Below are 16963 nucleotides of genomic sequence, written 5' to 3'. Positions count from 1 at the left end.
TCGCTGCAAGGCATGCGGCAGCGCTTGTCGATGGAACAGGTACGCGCTGGCTTTTCCTCACGGTGCAAGTCAACCGGGCAAGCCTGGCTCAGGCAAGCCAGCGTTGTCTCGTTTGACTCCCCCGCCGCGGCGTTGCCGGCAGCGGGAGATGACCTGCCACGACTCGCTTGAGGAGCTCCATGATGAATGCGCTATACGATGACGACGTGCCGGCTGTCTGGCTACGGCTGCAGGAGAATCATCCCGGATGGTCGGAACCATCCTTTCCCCACCTGGAGGTTGCGCTGGCGCCGCGCATTGTTGCCGTGCCCGCTACGCAAGAGAACAATGCAGGCAACCGGCTCATGCCGCAGCTGGACGACCACTGGCATCAGCTTGATCCAGCAGCATTTTCGCAACCCGGATACAAGGCGCCGCGGAAAATGCTTGACGAAAAAGTACGGCGGCACTGCTTCAACTGGAAAGCAGATGCCGATCTGATCACCAGCCCCAACCGTACCAGTCCGGCAGAACCTTGCCTGAATGAGGAACGCAATACCCGGGCACCGGGAGCAACCGCGGCGCTGGTTGAAACCTGTATCCGTGGCGACCAGCAAGCCGTGCAGGCACTGCTCTGGGAAGGCGCGGATGTCACTGCGCGTGATCATCATGGCCTGACCGCGCTGGACCATGCGATCGATCACGAGCAATTCATCATTGCCGAGACCCTGCGCGCCGCGGGCGCGGTCTGGACCCTGTCCCGCAAGGATGTCACGGCACTTCTGATTCCCTTGGTCAATGCGAATCTGCCCAACCTGTTGCGCTACGCGCTGAGCGCCAGCGCTGATATCGCCGTGACCGATCGCAACGGTCGCACGCCCCTGCACCATGCGGTGCTGAACATGCGCCATGCCTTCCTGCCTTGCCTGGCAAACCTGCGGACAGCGGCGCATGCGGATGCATGGGGAAACACGCCCTTGCACCTGGCCGCCCTTGCTTGCAACCAGCCAGCGCTCAAGGCCCTGCTGGTTTGGCGGGCAGCGTTAAATGTACGCAACGGGGACGGCAACACCGCGCTTTCCTGTGCCTGTGCACTTCCGTCCGTCAATTCCGTCATGCTGCTACTGCGCGCAGGCGCCGACATCACGCTGGAAAACCGTCTCGGCCAGCGCCCGCTGCATATCGCCTGCCTCCGTGGCCAGACGGATATCGTGCGCATGCTGCTGGCTCTTGGCGCCGATCCGCAGATGCGCACTGTCCATGGCGAAACGGCGCTGGACATCGCACGGCGGGTAAATATTCCCGCCATCGTCAGTACCCTGACGCTGGGCGGCGCGACAGATTGAACACGGCGCCGCCACTGCCGGGCGGCGCGGAAAACCGGGTAAGCGGTGCTAAAATGCCGGGTCTTTCAAAACTACAAGGTGGAGCAGTACACATGTTGATATCGAATGCATACGCCCAGGCGGCCGGTGCGGGCGGTCTGGAAAGCAGCCTGACCAGTTTCCTGCCCATCATCCTGATGTTCGTGGTCCTGTATTTCCTGATGATCCGTCCGCAAATGAAGCGGCAGAAGGAACAACGGGCCATGATGGACGCGCTGGCCAAGGGCGATGAAGTGGTCACCGTGGGCGGCATGCTGGGTCGCGTCACCAAGGTGGCCGACGCCTATGTCACGCTCGACATCGCCAACGGCACCGAAGTAGTGGTGCAGAAAGCCGCCGTCGCCACCCTGCTGCCCAAGGGCACCATCAAGGCGCTTTAATACCTACCCGGTACGAGCGGCGCAGCGGGGCGCAGCCAATGTCCCGCAGCGGCCTCCCCAGGGCCGCGATCCTCTTCTGAATGCTCCCATGCCATGAACCGCTATCCCCTCTGGAAATACATCATCATCGTCATCGCGCTGCTGTTCGGCGTGATCTATACGTTGCCCAATTTCTTTGGCGAATCGCCGGCGCTCCAGGTGAGCAGCGCCAAGGCGACCGTCAAGGTCGATAACAGCGTCACCGGCCTGGTGGAGGGCGCGCTGCAGAAGGTGGGCCTGCCGGCCCAGGGCATCGTCTACGAAACCATCGGCACCCAGGGTTCGGTGCGTGTGCGCTTCGCCGATACCGACACCCAGTTCAAGGCCAAGGGCATCCTTGAAAAGGAGCTGAACCGCGATCCGGCCGACCCGACCTACCTGGTGGCCTTCAACCTGCTGCCCAACACACCGCGCTGGCTGCAGGGCCTGCATGCCTTCCCGATGTACCTGGGCCTGGACCTGCGGGGCGGCGTGCATTTCCTGATGCAGGTCGACACCAAGGCAGTGATGAACAAGCGGCTGCAGGGCCTGCAGACCAGCGTGCGCAGCATCCTGGTGGACAAGAAGATCCGCTACGCCGGCATCGGCCGCAGCGGCGACAGCGTCGAAGTGCGCTTCCGCGATGAAGCCACCCGCAATGCCGCGCGCGAAGCGCTGGCCTCGCAACTGTCGGAGCTGGTGCTGGCCGATGCCGGAAATGGCGCCGACTTGTCGCTGGTGGCCAGCCTGCGCCCCGAGGCACTGAAGAACACGGTGGAAGACGCGGTGCAGCAGAACATCACCACCCTATCCAAGCGCGTCAATGAACTCGGCGTGGCCGAGCCGCTGATCCAGCGCCAGGGCGCGGACCGCATCGTGGTGCAGCTGCCGGGCGTGCAGGACGTATCGCGCGCCAAGGACATCATCGGCCGCACCGCCACGCTGGAAGTGCGCTTCGTCGATGAGACGGTGACTCGCGGCACTGAGGAAACCGCCGCCATTCCGTTCGGATCCGAACTGTTCAAGGTCGGCCGCGGCGCGCCCGTGGTGCTGTACAAGGATCCGATCATCACCGGCGACTATATTTCCAATGCCTCCGCCAGCTTCGACCAGAACCAGCAGCCCGCGGTCGGCATCGACCTCAACGGCGACGGCGGCCGCCGCATGCGCGAAGCCACCCGCAACAAGATCGGCAAGCTGATGGCCATCGTGCTGTTCGAGAAGAACCGCGGCGAAGTGCTGACCGTGGCCACCATCCGCGACGAGCTTGGCGCGCGCTTCCAGATTACAGGCATGGGCTCTTCCGAGGCATCCAACGACCTGGCGCTGCTGCTGCGCGCCGGCTCGCTGGCCGCGCCGATGGAAATCATCGAGGAACGCACCATCGGCCCGCAGCTCGGCGCCGAGAACATCGCCAAGGGCTTCAATTCCACGCTTTACGGCTTCGCCGCCATCGCGGTCTTCATGGTGATCTACTACATGCTGTTCGGCTTCTTCAGCGTGTTCGCGCTGGCAGTCAACCTGCTGTTGCTGATCTCCATCCTGTCGCTGCTGCAGGCCACGCTGACCCTGCCCGGCATCGCCGCAATCGCCTTCACGCTGGGCATGGCGATCGACGCCAACGTGCTGATCAACGAGCGCATCCGCGAGGAACTGAGGAATGGCGCTTCGCCGCATTCGGCGATCGCCACCGGCTTCGACCGCGCCTGGGCCACGATTCTCGACTCCAACGTCACCACGCTGATTGCCGGCCTCGCGCTCCTGATCTTCGGCTCCGGGCCGATCCGCGGCTTCGCCGTGGTGCACTGCCTGGGCATTGCCACCTCGATCTTCTCGTCGGTGTTCATTTCGCGCGGCGTTGCCAACCTGTGGTACGGCCGCAAGAAGAAACTCACCGGCATATCGATCGGCCAGATCTGGAAGCCGGGCACCTGAGCCTGGCCCCTACCGACATCAGAGGATTCCATGGAACTTTTCCGCATCAAGAAAGATATTCCCTTCATGCGCCACGCGTTGATCTTCAACGTGATCTCGGCGCTGACCTTCGTCGCCGCGGTGTTCTTCCTGGTTCACAAGGGACTGCACCTGTCGATCGAGTTCACCGGCGGCACCGTGATGGAGGTGGCTTATCCGCAGAGCGCCAATATCGAGGGAATCAGGCAGAACGTGGTCGGCATGGGCTTTACCGACAGCCAGGTGCAGAGCTTCGGCACCGCACACGACGTGCTGATCCGCCTGCCAACGCAAAAGGGCCTGAACTCGACCCAGGTCAGCGAAAAGGTGCTGGGCGGCCTCAAGGCGCAGGACCCGACGGTGGAACTGCGCCGGGTTGAATTCGTGGGCCCGCAGGTGGGCGAGGAACTGACGCATGACGGCCTCATGGCATTGGGCATGGTGGTGCTGGGCATCGTGATCTACCTGGCCTTCCGCTTCGAATGGAAGTTCGCGGTGGCGGCCATCGTCGCCAACCTGCATGACGTGGTGATCATCCTGGGCTTCTTTGCCTTCTTCCAGTGGGAGTTCTCGCTGACCGTGCTGGCTGCGGTGCTGGCGGTGCTGGGCTATTCGGTCAACGAGTCGGTGGTGGTGTTCGATCGTGTCCGCGAAACCTTCCGCGACCGCCGCTATGGCAAGCTGGCCACGGCAGATGTGATGAACCATGCCATCACGAGCACGATTTCCCGCACCATCATCACCCACGGCTCGACCGAAGTGATGGTGCTGTCGATGCTGCTGTTCGGCGGCCCGACGCTGCATTACTTCGCCATTGCGCTGACCATCGGCATTCTGTTCGGCATTTACTCGTCGGTATTCGTCGCAGCTGCCGTGGCCATGTGGCTGGGCGTCAAGCGCGAAGACCTGCTCAAGCCGGCAAAGGAAAAGGACACCACCGGCGGCGCTGTGGTTTGATGTTTGCATGATGCAGCAAGCGCGGGCCGCAACGGCCTGCGCGAGCCGGGCCGCCAGGCCTGGCAGGTCAGCGTGACAGGCGTCCTGTTACGGCATTGAATTCTTCCCCTGCAAGTGTTACGAAGGCCGACATCGTCCTTGAGACGTCGTCTTGCATAACACTAACCCGGAGGACATTCATGTCGGAATCAAGCGCGGAATTATCGGGCGGGTCGAAGAGATATAGCGCTAGCAGTAGTCGAAGTAATAGTCCGCGCGAGTTGAAAGATTTTTCAAGCGAGGAGGAAGCATCTCCTGGCAAGTCAGATGTCCCGGTAATAAAGGCGCCTGGTTCTGTTGCGCCCAAGTTAAAGACCAAAGACAGCAAGAATGTTTCGGCTCATCCCGATTTTTCCAGGGCGCGGTCCCGCCTCAATACGCGAGCAGGCTCTGGCATAAAGGTCATGCAGGAAGGCTCGAAAACGCAACTGAGCGCAACCATCATTGAAAGTGCCAGTACCTCGGAGTCCGGTCGGCGTAGTCCCGGCTCATCGAATAAGCAAAGGCGGGAAACGGACAATGACAATGACAATGACAATGACAATGACATCCGTTCTCCCTTGATCGACGAGGGCACGGGAAAAAACTCGAGTGGGCGCAATACAGCCAAAAAGGCTGGGTCTCTTATAAGGAAACAGACTCTCAAGGCCAGAACGAAGGCAGCCGCCACGAGCACGACAACAACTACCACGACAACGACGACTACCACGACAACAACGGCCACCACAGTGCCTGTTTACAAAGCGTCAAGTTCGAACAGCGAGGAAGGGGAGTCGTCGTCAAGCCAGGTGGAAAAGCGCACGCCCAACGCTCGCACGAAGGAGAAGCGCCGCTCTTACATTGCTTTAAGCGTCCAGCCAGACCAACAATCCATTGCGGCTGTGAAGAATGCGGAGTCCATTTCCCGTCTCCCATCCGGCAAGCAGAAAGAATTCTTTGAAAAGACGCTGGGCATGATCGAGCAGATGAGTCCGGACAGCCGCTGTGCCGCATTGGTCAGGCTGGCACCCGCCTTGAAGCTTTTTGATTCGAAGGAGCAAGCTGTCTATTTGCTGCGCTTGCGCAAACTGGCTTCTCTGCCGATGTCCGTGCAGGACAGAAGGAAAGTCATCGATGCGCTGGTGTGTACCTATGCCGGAAGCGCCATTGATAGCACCGACAGCGATTACCATAATCTGGATGGCGAGGGCTCAGGCATGGAGCAAGCTTACCCACCAGATGATGCCGAAAACCTGAGGAAATTTCAGCAGCAATCCAAAGAAGCCAAATTAAAGATTCAGGCCGTTAATGCGCCCGGTAAGCAACGTTCAACCGACACCATTCAGCAGGTTTTGCAAGATATGGCCACATCGGAGGATGCCTGCCTGAAGCTTGAATATGCTATCGGGTTTCTCGATGCCTTGGACAACCATCATGACACCGGCAAGAAGGTGATTCTCGGTCAGCTGCTTGACGCCTTGGGTGATGAAATCGTTACCACTGCCTTATTGATGGGGTTGTTGAATGAGGAACTGGGAAAAAATCCTGAAATAAAAATTCCTCCATCGGCAATGCTGCATGGTTTTATTGAGGCTAATAAGGGCGTTGTAAAAATTCTGGAAGATTTCATTGCAAAAGCCGCCCGCACGAAGCCCTTCCTGAATGCTTTTTACCAGCGCCTCCTGGAGCGGTCGAGGGAGATGTCCACGCCGGGAAGGAATAACGCCCGGATAGCCGCTGCGACAGTGTATCTGTTGATGGATCTGGCGGAATTAAGTCAATTGCCTGAAGCCAGCCGGTGCGTGCTGATTACGCACCTGTACCTCATGGATCCGAAGCAGCTCTATCAAGCCATATCCAAAACAAGAAAGCAGAATGGTGAAACCGGCTTCGACTTTGCCCATCGTGTCATTGCGCCCGTGATTGATGTGTCTGCCTGCTGTAGGTTGCTGCCTGCATCCCCTCTCAACAAGATGGAACACTTGGCCAGCTATCAGGATCGTGTGGATGCAGCCAACGGACAGAAGAAGCCGCCCCGTCTTCAACCTCGCGGAAAGCATCTGCGGGAGCTTCTTCTGAATGGCAAGGGCGATGCGGCGGGAGTAAAGGAGGCAGTCCGGAAAGTGCTTGCTTCCAATGCCAGCTTCGAAGACAAACGCGTTCAGCTTCAAGCGTTAGAGACAGCGCCGCTGACTGACGAGCTTCCTGCTTACGTTGAACGGTTTTACTTTGCCACAGCGGATGCCTACCTGAATGAACTCAATCCTGATGGAACCCGACCTTTGCCTGACATCGATCGATTACGAACGGAAAAAAAGCCCTACTACGAAACGCTTTCGCGGATACATAAAAAACTTCTGCCGGAAAAGGTGGCTGAACTCAGAAAGGAAACGAAGGAAGCCTATGACAAGGCCTTGACTAGTACGCTGCCGGCCATGCATGCGGCGATCATGAATAACAATGTGGCAATGGTAAAAGCTTATCTCGACGCTGTGCTGGATCCCGGGAATGGGCTGTCATCCAATGAGGCCATGCAGCTGATAAGCATGCCGCACAAGAAAAAATCCGCATTTTACAGAGCGCTGATTCGTGGCACGCCGGACATGATTCGCAGCTTTATTGAAATTATCCTTGCCTCGAAACTGGATGAAACGCATAAGGTTGATCTGTTATTGGCAAGGCGTGAGTCCGATAATTTTGGCGCATTTTATATTGCCATGTCTTCGCGCAATCCTGAGCGGGTCCAGGCATTCATGGAAGCGATCTTAAATTCTAATCTGAGCCCAAAGAATATAGAAAAACTTCTCAGATGCAAGAAAGAGCTTGGGAAAGGGGCTGTGGCAAACCAAAACAAGGTGAGTGAGATTTGGACGAATGCCAAATTGTACGCTCGCAGCGAAGCAATGCGTAACGAGGAAATATGGGCTTCCAGGGAGCAAAAAATCACTACGTACGACAAGATCAGCTATGGCGCACGCAAGATACCAAGCAAGGTCAATCCCGAAATCAAGCGCGATCCTGCCGGCTTGCGCACCAGAGAGGAAATGCCCAGTCTCGTGGCATTGTTCGATGACCTGATTGACAAATCCAACCTGGACCCTTCAACCAAGGAGCTGTTAAAGGACAAGTATCCGAACAGGAATCCTTCGAAGCAATAAACCCGATACCGGCCCCGGCGGCCGGCATCGTCAGCCACCTCAGATGTCCCGGGCCAGCCGCTCGGCGATACCAAGATAATTCGCCGGGGTCATTGCCAGCAACTGCTCCTTGGCCTGCTGCGGTATCGCCAGGCCTTGCACGAACGCCTGCAGCGCCTCGCGCGAAATGCCCTTGCCGCGGGTCAGCTCCTTCAGTTGCTCGTAAGGATTCTCGATGCCGTAGCGGCGCATGACCGTCTGCACCGGTTCGGCCAGCACTTCCCAAGTGGCGTCCAGGTCCTCGGCCATGCGTGCCGGATTGACTTCCAGCTTGTTCAGGCCGCGCAGGCAGCTGTCATAGGCCAGCAGCGCATAACCCAGGCCGACGCCGATATTGCGCAGCACGGTGGAGTCTGTCAGGTCACGCTGCCAGCGCGACACCGGCAGTTTCTCGGCCATGTGCTTCAGCACCGCATTGGCCATGCCGAGATTGCCTTCGGAATTTTCGAAGTCGATTGGATTGACCTTGTGCGGCATGGTGGACGAGCCGATCTCGCCAGCCTTGGTGCGCTGCTTGAAGTAACCCAGAGAGATATAGCCCCAGATGTCGCGGTTCAGGTCGAGCAGGATGGTGTTGGCGCGGGCGACCGCGTCGAACAGTTCGGCCATGTAGTCATGCGGCTCGATCTGAATGGTGTACGGATTAAAGGTCAGGCCAAGGCGCTCTTCGATTACCTGTCGGGAAAATGCCTGCCAGTCCAGTTCCGGATAAGCCGACAGATGGGCATTGTAGTTGCCGACTGCGCCATTCATCTTGGCCAGGATCTCCACCGAGGCGATGCGCTGCGCCGCGCGCCGCAGCCGCGCCACCACGTTGGCGATTTCCTTGCCCAGCGTGGTCGGGCTGGCCGGCTGGCCATGGGTGCGCGACATCATCGGCACGGCGGCCTGCTCATGCGCCAGCTCGGTCAGGCGGTCGATCACGGCTTGCAGCGCCGGCAGCAGCACTGTGTCGCGGGCAGCCTTGAGCATCATGCCGTGCGAGGTGTTGTTGATGTCTTCGGAGGTGCAGGCGAAATGGATGAATTCGCTCGCAGCCACCAGTTCGGGCACGTCCTTGACCTGTTCCTTGAGCCAGTATTCAACCGCCTTCACGTCGTGGTTGGTGACGGCTTCGATCTGCTTGATGCGCTCGGCGTCGGCTTCGGTGAAGTCATTGGCGATGCGCGTCAGCAGCGCATTGGCCTCCGTGGAAAACGGCTTGATCTCGTCCAGGCCCGCTGCGGCGAGCGCCTGCAGCCATGCAATCTCCACCTTGACCCGGTGATGCATGAAACCTGCTTCGGACAAAATGGGACGTAGTTTGTCGGTCTTGGCGGCATAGCGGCCGTCGAGTGGGGAAAGGGCGGTCAGGGTGGAGAGAGGCATGGCGATGAGGGAAAAGAAGATGGAAACTGTGCCGCAGCAAGAAGGCCAGTCGGCAGGACGGAAAAAAGCGCCATTCTACCACTGGCGGCGGTGCGTAATTTCCTTGTTCAGACGCGAAACCGCGTGTATTTTGCAGATTAAACCCGAATTTCCGGGTGCTATAATCGACCCGACCTATTCTAAAAACTGTCTATGAAACTACTCGGTTCCCTCGCCAGCCCTTATGTGCGTAAAGTGCGCGTCGTCATGGCCGAAAAAAAGCTCGATTACGAGCTGGTACTGGATAACGTCTGGGGGCCGGAAACTACCGTTCCGCAATCCAATCCCCTGGGCAAGGTGCCCTGCCTGATCATGGAAGACGGCGCCGCGCTGTTCGACTCCCGCGTCATCGTCGAATACCTGGATACGCTGACGCCGGTCGGCAAGCTGATTCCCGCGCAAAGCCGCGAGCGCGCGGTCGTCAAATGCTGGGAAGCCCTGGCCGATGGCGTGCTCGACGCCGCGATCCTGGTGCGGCTGGAAAAAACCCTGCGTCCGGTCGAGCAGCAGAGCCAGATCTGGATCGACCGCCAGATGGGCAAGGTGCATGCCGGCCTGAAAACCATGTCGCAGGACCTGGCCGAGACGCCGTACTGCATGGGTAACCAGTTCACGCTGGCCGACGTGGCCATCGGCTGCGCGCTGGGATGGCTGACTTTCCGTTTCCCGGAAATCACCTGGCGCGACGATTATCCGAACCTGGCGCGCCTGTTCGACAAGGTGTCCGAGCGGCCCTCCTTTAAAGATAGCGTTCCGCATTAAGACGCCATTAAAGGTATGCGTTGTGTTCCCGCACACCTTTCAATTGAAAAACGGCGCTGTTTGCGCCGTTTTGCTTTCATGTTCCCAGCCAGTCACCGGCTTCAGGTATCGGCCCACATCCGCAACAGGTTGTGATAGCAGCCGGTCAGCTTGACCACCGGCGGCGTGTCGCCCTCGGTGCCGCGCAGGGTGAGGATGGACATGTCCAGATCAAACAGCAGGCGGCGCTGTGCATCGTCGCGCACCATGCTCTCTATCCAGAAGAACGAGGCTAGGCGGCAGCCGCGGGTAACCGGCTCTACCCGGTGCACGCTGGACGCCGGGTACAGGATCAGGTCGCCGGCGGCCAGCTTCACCGACTGGCTGCCGAAGGTGTCCTCGATCACCAGTTCGCCGCCATCGTATTCCTCCGGTTCGGACAGGAACAGCGTGGCCGACAGGTCGGTGCGCACCCAGGCGCCGGTAATGGGCGAGGTGCGGACCGAATTGTCGATGTGGTTGCCAAAGGCATTGGCGGCGCCATCGTAGCGGTTGAACAGCGGCGGATAGGTTTTCTTGGGCAGCGCGCCGGTAATGAACAGCGCGCTCTTGCCCAGCGCATCAAGCACGATGGCGCGCGCCGCCCGCGCGGCTTCGGAGTCTTCCGGCAGCTGCCGGTTGTTCTTGACCTGCTCTGACTGGGTGCCGGCGGTGATCCTGCCATCAGCCCAGCCGGCTTCCTCCATGATGGCGCGGCACCTGGCCAGAGCGGCGGGCGACAGGACTTCGGGTACGCGCAACAACATGGAGGACTCCTCGTCAGAACTTGGTGGACAGCGTCAACTGGGCGATGCGGGTCGTGCCCGGCACGATATGGCCGGCATACACGCCCTCATAGTACTTGCGGTTGAACAGGTTGAAAACGTTCAGCTTCAGCGCCCATTTGTCCATCTGGTACTCGGCCATTGCATCCCAGCGCACATAGGACGGCGCCTCATTGGTATTGGTGGTGTTGCCATAACGCTTGCCCACCGCTTCCACGCCGCCGCCGAGCTTGAAGCGCTCGCTGACCCGATAGGTGCTCCAGATATTGGCGGTGTGCTGCGGCGTGTTGATCGGACGCTTGCCCAGGGTGTCCTGCTGGGTGCCGGTGGCGGCGTCGATCTTGGCATTCATCAGGGCCAGGCCGCCGAAGATTTCCCAATTTGGCGTGATCCGGCCGGCCAGCTCGAACTCGATGCCGTCGGTATGGCGCTTGCCGCTCAGCAGGTTCTGCTCGATGCTCACAGCCAAGTCGGTATTGCGCTCATTGGTCTTCTGGGAGCGGAACAGCGCGGTGCGGAACATCACGTTGCCATCCAGCAAATCCCACTTGGCGCCGATCTCGATATTGCGGTTCTTTTCCGGCGGCGTATTGGCGCCGCGGTCGTCCAGCGCATACAGTTCGCCGGACGGATTGAACGAGGTGCCATAGGAGGCGTAGTACGACGCGGTATCGGTCGGCTGGAAGATCAGGCCGGTGCGATAGCTCCACTCGGCATCGGTGCGCGACAGCGGGCCGGCAGGCGCGGCGCGCTCATAGTCGGCGGAGAAGCGGTCGTGGCGGGCACCTACCAGCACCTTCCATTGCTTGTTCAGGCTGATCATGTCCTGGCCATAGATGCCCACGGTATGGGCGTCATAGCTGACCGGATTGATGCGGGCCTTGTTGCCGTAGCCGGCCGGCAGGACTGGGTAGGCATTGATGTTGCCCACCGTGGTCGACGGATTGGCCGGCGTGGTGGCGTAATTCCAGCGATTGGCCTCTTCCTTCACCAGCTCCGCGCCCAGCAGGATTTCATGCTTCATGCCGGCTGCTTCCAGCTTGGTGGTGAAGTCGGTCTGGCTGGTCAGCGTATGCTCGACGCCGCCGCGGCGCTGTGCCTGGCGATTGATGAAGGTGCTGGGCGTGATGAAGCTGGTATTGGCCGCCAGGCGCGGCGCGACAGCCCACAGGTCGCGGTCATAGTCTGCCTTGCGCAGCACGGTGCGCACCGAGGTGTCCTTGTCGAATCGGTGTATCCAGCTGGCGGTTGCGATGTCGGTGTCTTCGCGCTGGTAATCGGAATCAGGCAGGCCGTAGAAGGTGCTGACCGGCACGTTCAGCGGCTTGCCCCTGAAATAAGGCACGCCGAAGTCAGGGGTGTTGTCGCCCTTGAGCTTGTAATAAGACAGATTGAATTCATCCTTGGTGCCGATGCCCCAGCTGAAGGACGGCGCTACGCCCCAGCGCTCGCTGTGCACGCCGTTGCGGAAGCTGTCGGTATCGGTCTTCATCACGTTCAGGCGCACCGCCGCATTCTCGCCCACCACCCGGTTCAGGTCGGCGGTGCCGCGCTTGTACGAATCGCTGCCTACGGTCAGGGCGGCTTCATTGATATTGGACAGGAAAGGCTTCTTGCTGACCTGGTTCACCACGCCGCCGGTCGAGCCGCGGCCAAACAGCATCGATGCCGAGCCGCGCAGTACATCCACCTGTTCGATATTGAAGATTTCGCGGTTGTATTGCGCGATGTCGCGCATGCCGTCGAGATACAGGTCTCCCACCAGGGAATAGCCGCGCAGCGTGATGTTGTCGCCAATACGGCCGCCTTCGCCGGCATTGAAGGTCAGGCCGGCGACGTTGCGCAGCGCTTCCTTCAGGGTATCGGCACCGCGGTCCTGGATCAGCTGCTCGGTCACCACGGTGACTGCCTGGGGCACGTCGCGCAGCAGTTGCGGCGTCTTGCCCACAGTGGTCTTCACGCCCTGATAGCCAGGGTTTTCCTCGCGTTGGGTCTTGACGTTGATCGCTGGCAGCGCAGCGGCTTCCGCCTGCGCGGTTTCCTGCGCATGCGCCACGCCGGACAGCGCAACGGCGGCCACCATCGCGCCGATGGGCAGCAGGGCGGGACGACGGGCGCCGGCGGCGCTCAGTTCGGGGTGGCTGATATCGGCGGCGAGGGGCCGCAGGGCGGGACGTTGCATGCTGTTCTTCTCCTGGATAGCTCGTTGCGGCGCACGCGACGAGGGCGCTGACTGACGTTGTGGCTGGCTATCCGCGGGAGGGAATTGCTGGCTGGGTGGACGATGTTCGAGCTGGCACCGAACACCGCCAGAAATGATAACCATTCTCATTTGCATTGGCAACTTTTAATGCAATCTTGCATACCCACCGCGGCGCAGACGCCACAGTTGCTAGATAAGACAAGGAAGGGTTTTGGTTATAGGCAACAAAGGGCGACAAATTCGCGTCGCTGTCAACTACCAAGGTTTCGAGCTTTTGAAACCCACTGCCGTTTTTATACTTCTTCTCCACGAGGCCGCCATCTACCTTGCACCTCGCCAGCCTGTCCCGCAGCTTCCACATTGATTTCACGTTCTCTTTTCAGGGAGTGTTCGCCATGCGTTTTCTTCGTGCAGCTCAATCACGCGGTCAGGGCATGACCGAATACATCATCATCGTCGCGCTGATCGCTGTCGCCGCAATTGCCGTCTACCAGTTCTTCGGGCAGACCATACGCAGCCAGATGTCGGCGATCGCCAATGAGGTGGGCGGCAAGTCCGGTGCAGCCGCTGCCACGGCGGCAGGCACTGCGGCAGCCAAGACGGATGATCAGCAAAAGGCAAAAGGCTTGTCGAACTATGCGGATGGCGCGGACAAGGCGAAGTAGGTAGCTGCGCGAGATATTGCATGCGCCTGCCTAGCCGTCTCCCGCCAGCCATGGAGCGCAAACCAATGCCTCCTTCGGCTTGCGCGCTGTGCCGCCAGCGTGGCCAGGCTCTGGTCCTGGGCGTTTTCTTTTTGCTTGCCGGGCTGGCCGGCACTTACTTCCTGTTCAATACCGGGCAGGTGCTCACCGAAAAAAACCGTCTGGTCACCACTGCCGATGCCGTCGCCTACGGCGCCGGCGTGATGCAGGCCAGGGCGCTGAACTTCGACGCTTATGGCAACCGCGCCCTGGTTGCCAATGAAGTGCTGATTGCACAAATGGTCAGCTTGTCTTCCTGGTCGCAATATGTGAAGACGCATGCGGAAAACCTGCCATGGCAGTTTCCTGAATGCATGGATCCGAATGGCGTTGGTGCAGCATATGGTACTGCGTTCAAATACGATCTCTTGTTCGCCGGGGCCTGCTATTTCTCCGCGCAATATGCAGGCGAGTTCGTTGCCCAGGCCGCCGAACAGCTGCCGATGCTGATGCAGAAAATCGTCGCCGGCGTGGAGGCCAACAAGAAGCTGATCCAGCTGGCGCAGAAAGCGCTGCATGGCCCCGGCACGGCCAACGGCAGCGGCAACGCTCCTGTAACTGCCTTCCAGATGTCGCGCGCCACCGTAATGCAGGAAATCGCGGATGCCAATTATCGCGGCGATGGCAGTGTGACGGCCACCGCGCAACTGCTGACCGACAGCTGGCCGGGCTTCACGCGCCGCTATGAAGGCGCCGAGCGTGCCCGCTTCGCGGAAGTGACCAAGATCGCTGCCTATAGCGATGGCTTCGTCAGGCAGCGCAACTGGACTGCCGCAGCCATGTTTCCAGACCCTAGGGAATGGGTTTGCGCATTGAATAGGCGAAAGAACTCGGTCAAGCGGCGCGGCGGCACAGAACTGGTCAATTACGACGAATGGAAGGCCGAAGATACCGAATCCTACTGGGAGTTTCGCAATGTCGGGCGCATTTTCAAACGTTGCCGCAGCCGCGAACATCCCATCGCTTGGGGCGAGCAGCAAGCCCATCCGGATGATGCTGACCAGGACGATTCCGAGGCTGCACTGGGCGGCTCGCCACGCACCAATCCCTATGCCCACAGCCTTGCCTCCTCCGATCAATGGGCCGAGTACACCGGCCTGCCAGCCTTCCAGGACCTCAATGCCAACCACCTGAAGCCTGGCGCGCCTGATCCCCGGCTCAAGCTGCAGGTCAAGCTTACCCGCAATCGTGATCAGCTCGCCACCCCTGAGGGCCGGTCGGCGATCAGGCAGGCGCCCGATCCTGCCGGCGCGCGGCTGAATGTAATGGCCTATCAGTCCAACCTGTCGGGCGGCGAAATGACGGCCAGTGCGGCAGTGGAAGTGTGGTTCGAAAGGCCGCCTGACAGTATGAACAACACTTGGGGTAGTGCGCGCGGCAAGCCATACGAATTGCCCAGCCTGTTCAATCCCTATTGGCAGGCACGCCTGCTGGACCCGTCGCTGCTGGCAACGGTAGTCGGGGCGTCAAAATGAGCGGAATGATGCACAAGCGCGGCGCAAGGGCAGGGGCCGTTGCAGCCATGCACGGTCAGGCGCTGACGGAGTTCCTGGTCATCAGCCTGGTACTGATACCGCTATTCCTGTTGTTGCCCGTTATCGGCAAATACCAGGACATCAGCCATGCAAGCCAGATGGCCAGCCGTTACGCTGCATTCGATGCCGTGCTGCGCAACGACGGCAACAACAGCCAGAAGTCCCCGGCACAGCTAAAGAACGAATTGCGGCAACGCTATTTTGGCCCTGCGCAGGCTGGCATCAGAAGCGGCCCGGAGCAGGAAGCCGCACTCAAGGATTACTGGAACGACCCGTTCGGCAAGCCGCTGATACGCAATCCCGATGACATTGCATTGTCCTTTGGCGCATCCCATGGCGCCAGACATGCCGATGGCTATGCCAGGGCCAGCGATACCCTGCTCTTCCCGTGGGCTAGCCGCGCCGGCCTCTCCACCAACGGCATCTACCGCGCCAATGTCGCGGTCAGGCTTGCCAATCTGCCTGAAGGGGTGCGCAGCATCGAGCCCTTCGACAAGCTCGACCTGACCATCGAGCGGCATGCGAGTGTGCTGCCGGATGCCTGGACAGCCGCTTCGCCAGTACAGGCAGAGCAACGCTTCGGCCGCATGGCGCCGATCAATGCGGTAATGCCGGAAAGCGTGATCTCGCTGGCCATCAAGTATGTCGATCTTGGAAAGGTCGAGGCGCCACGTTTCGGCAATCTGGCGGCCTGGCGTGATGTGGTGCCACAGGACCGGCTTCAGGGGGAAAAAACGCCATGAGACCCTCACGACGCTTCCTGCTGCTTGCTGCACTGGCATGGCCCCTTGCCCACGCAGCGGATGCAACGCAATGGCGTGAAGTGCGCCTGCCTCCCGGTGCCCAGGGATTCTCGCTGGGCGGCACCCTCTCCGCCAACGGCATGCCGATGCAAGTGCAGGGATTTCTCAGCAAGCAGTCGGCTACGGAAATCGTTGCGTGGTTTCGGGCCAGCCTGGGCATGCCGCTGGTTGAAAACCACGTCGGCGCCAGTACGGTATTGGGTCGGGCGCAAGGCAGCCAGTACCTGACGGTGCAGATCGAGCCGGCCGGCAGCGGTTCACGCGGTCTGATTGCCCAGGCCGACCTGCCCGCCATGGTGGCAGACCGTGAAGAGGAGCGCACCCTGCAGGCACGCTGGCTGTCGCGCCTGCCATCGGGCATGCGGCTACACAGCCTGACACGTGGACATGATGCGGGGCGCCACTATCAATACCTGGTGCTGGACAGTCCGCATTTGTCAAGCCTGAGCCGGACCGCCATCAGCACGCTGATGCAACAGGATGGCTATGCATTGGAGCGCGAAGTGCGGGCCATCGCGCCGCCATCCCAGACGCTTTATTTTCGTGGTGCGGCGCGGGAAGCCACCGCTGTCATCCTGGCCCATGCCGATGGCTCCAGCGGGGTCGTGCTCAACATCGTCGTCACCATCGATGGCATGCGATGAGACGGGTGCGGCGTTGCGGCGGCCAGTCTTCGGTGGAATACGCCGTGGTATGCGCGGCCATTGCATTAACGCTGGGGATAGGCATGGCCAACTCCGACAGCGTGCTATGGCAGCTCGTCGATGCGCTTCGCACCGCCTACCAGAAATTTACCTACGCTGTATCTGTGAGCGAATGA

At 60.1% G+C, this 16963-nt stretch carries 15 protein-coding genes; 12 read left to right on the top strand and 3 right to left on the bottom strand.

Annotation, left to right across the window (positions count from 1 at the left end):
• The first annotated feature begins 179 nt into the window (after positions 1–179).
• The 5 genes from KTQ42_RS13365 (at position 180) to KTQ42_RS13345 (ending at position 7848) form a co-directional block, all read left to right on the top strand.
• Positions 180–1325 (top strand): ankyrin repeat domain-containing protein, encoded by a 1146-nt coding sequence (locus tag KTQ42_RS13365; RefSeq protein ID WP_217345938.1) that lies wholly within the window; start codon positions 180–182, stop codon positions 1323–1325.
• Positions 1326–1417: 92 nt separating this feature from the next.
• On the top strand, positions 1418–1744 hold the full coding sequence (gene yajC / locus KTQ42_RS13360; RefSeq protein WP_217345937.1) for a preprotein translocase subunit YajC: 327 nt from the start codon (positions 1418–1420) through the stop codon (positions 1742–1744).
• Positions 1745–1837: 93 nt separating this feature from the next.
• On the top strand, positions 1838–3697 hold the full coding sequence (gene secD, locus KTQ42_RS13355) for a protein translocase subunit SecD (RefSeq protein ID WP_217345936.1): 1860 nt from the start codon (positions 1838–1840) through the stop codon (positions 3695–3697).
• Between the two features lie 30 nt (positions 3698–3727).
• Entirely contained in the window at positions 3728–4672 is a 945-nt protein-coding gene (gene secF / locus KTQ42_RS13350) for a protein translocase subunit SecF (protein WP_217345935.1), read from the top strand.
• A gap of 179 nt (positions 4673–4851) precedes the next feature.
• Positions 4852–7848 carry a hypothetical protein gene (locus KTQ42_RS13345; RefSeq protein WP_217345934.1) on the top strand — a complete coding sequence of 999 codons (2997 nt, stop codon included), beginning with the start codon at positions 4852–4854 and terminating at the stop codon, positions 7846–7848.
• A 39-nt stretch (positions 7849–7887) separates the two neighbouring features.
• Here KTQ42_RS13345 and purB read toward each other — a convergent pair whose 3' ends face one another.
• Complete coding sequence (gene purB / locus KTQ42_RS13340) at positions 7888–9255, bottom strand: adenylosuccinate lyase (protein WP_217345933.1); 1368 nt, start codon at positions 9253–9255, stop codon at positions 7888–7890.
• Here purB and KTQ42_RS13335 point away from each other — a divergent pair.
• Both KTQ42_RS13335 and KTQ42_RS13330 read left to right on the top strand, forming a co-directional pair.
• Positions 9254–9451, top strand: a complete 198-nt coding sequence (locus KTQ42_RS13335; RefSeq protein ID WP_217345932.1) for a hypothetical protein — start codon at positions 9254–9256, stop codon at positions 9449–9451. The genes purB and KTQ42_RS13335 overlap by 2 nt on opposite strands.
• Positions 9448–10056, top strand: a complete 609-nt coding sequence (locus tag KTQ42_RS13330) for a glutathione S-transferase C-terminal domain-containing protein (RefSeq protein WP_217345931.1) — start codon at positions 9448–9450, stop codon at positions 10054–10056. The genes KTQ42_RS13335 and KTQ42_RS13330 overlap by 4 nt, the downstream gene beginning before the upstream one ends.
• Before the next feature lie 101 nt (positions 10057–10157).
• Here KTQ42_RS13330 and KTQ42_RS13325 read toward each other — a convergent pair whose 3' ends face one another.
• Positions 10158–10841: a Fe2+-dependent dioxygenase gene (locus tag KTQ42_RS13325; protein ID WP_217345930.1), complete on the bottom strand. Its 684-nt coding sequence runs from the start codon at positions 10839–10841 to the stop codon at positions 10158–10160.
• 13 nt (positions 10842–10854) lie between these two features.
• Positions 10855–13041 (bottom strand): TonB-dependent siderophore receptor, encoded by a 2187-nt coding sequence (locus tag KTQ42_RS13320; protein WP_217345929.1) that lies wholly within the window; start codon positions 13039–13041, stop codon positions 10855–10857.
• A gap of 416 nt (positions 13042–13457) precedes the next feature.
• Here KTQ42_RS13320 and KTQ42_RS13315 point away from each other — a divergent pair, with 416 nt between their 5' ends.
• The 5 genes from KTQ42_RS13315 (at position 13458) to KTQ42_RS13295 (ending at position 16963) form a co-directional block, all read left to right on the top strand.
• Positions 13458–13727, top strand: coding sequence for a hypothetical protein (locus KTQ42_RS13315; RefSeq protein ID WP_249222938.1), 270 nt, complete (start codon positions 13458–13460; stop codon positions 13725–13727).
• 65 nt (positions 13728–13792) lie between these two features.
• The gene (locus KTQ42_RS13310) at positions 13793–15280 is read left to right on the top strand and encodes a hypothetical protein (RefSeq protein WP_249222754.1); all 1488 of its coding nucleotides are present in this window, start codon (positions 13793–13795) and stop codon (positions 15278–15280) included.
• Complete coding sequence (locus KTQ42_RS13305) at positions 15277–16083, top strand: hypothetical protein (RefSeq protein WP_249222753.1); 807 nt, start codon at positions 15277–15279, stop codon at positions 16081–16083. Before KTQ42_RS13310 ends, KTQ42_RS13305 begins: the two co-directional genes overlap by 4 nt.
• On the top strand, positions 16080–16787 hold the full coding sequence (locus tag KTQ42_RS13300) for a hypothetical protein (protein WP_217345927.1): 708 nt from the start codon (positions 16080–16082) through the stop codon (positions 16785–16787). The genes KTQ42_RS13305 and KTQ42_RS13300 overlap by 4 nt, the downstream gene beginning before the upstream one ends.
• Entirely contained in the window at positions 16784–16963 is a 180-nt protein-coding gene (locus KTQ42_RS13295; protein WP_217345926.1) for a hypothetical protein, read from the top strand. The genes KTQ42_RS13300 and KTQ42_RS13295 overlap by 4 nt, the downstream gene beginning before the upstream one ends.

Origin of the sequence: Noviherbaspirillum sp. L7-7A (assembly GCF_019052805.1) — a bacterium.
GTDB lineage: Bacteria > Pseudomonadota > Gammaproteobacteria > Burkholderiales > Burkholderiaceae_D > Noviherbaspirillum_A.
This window is presented reverse-complemented; position numbering and strand designations above follow the sequence as displayed.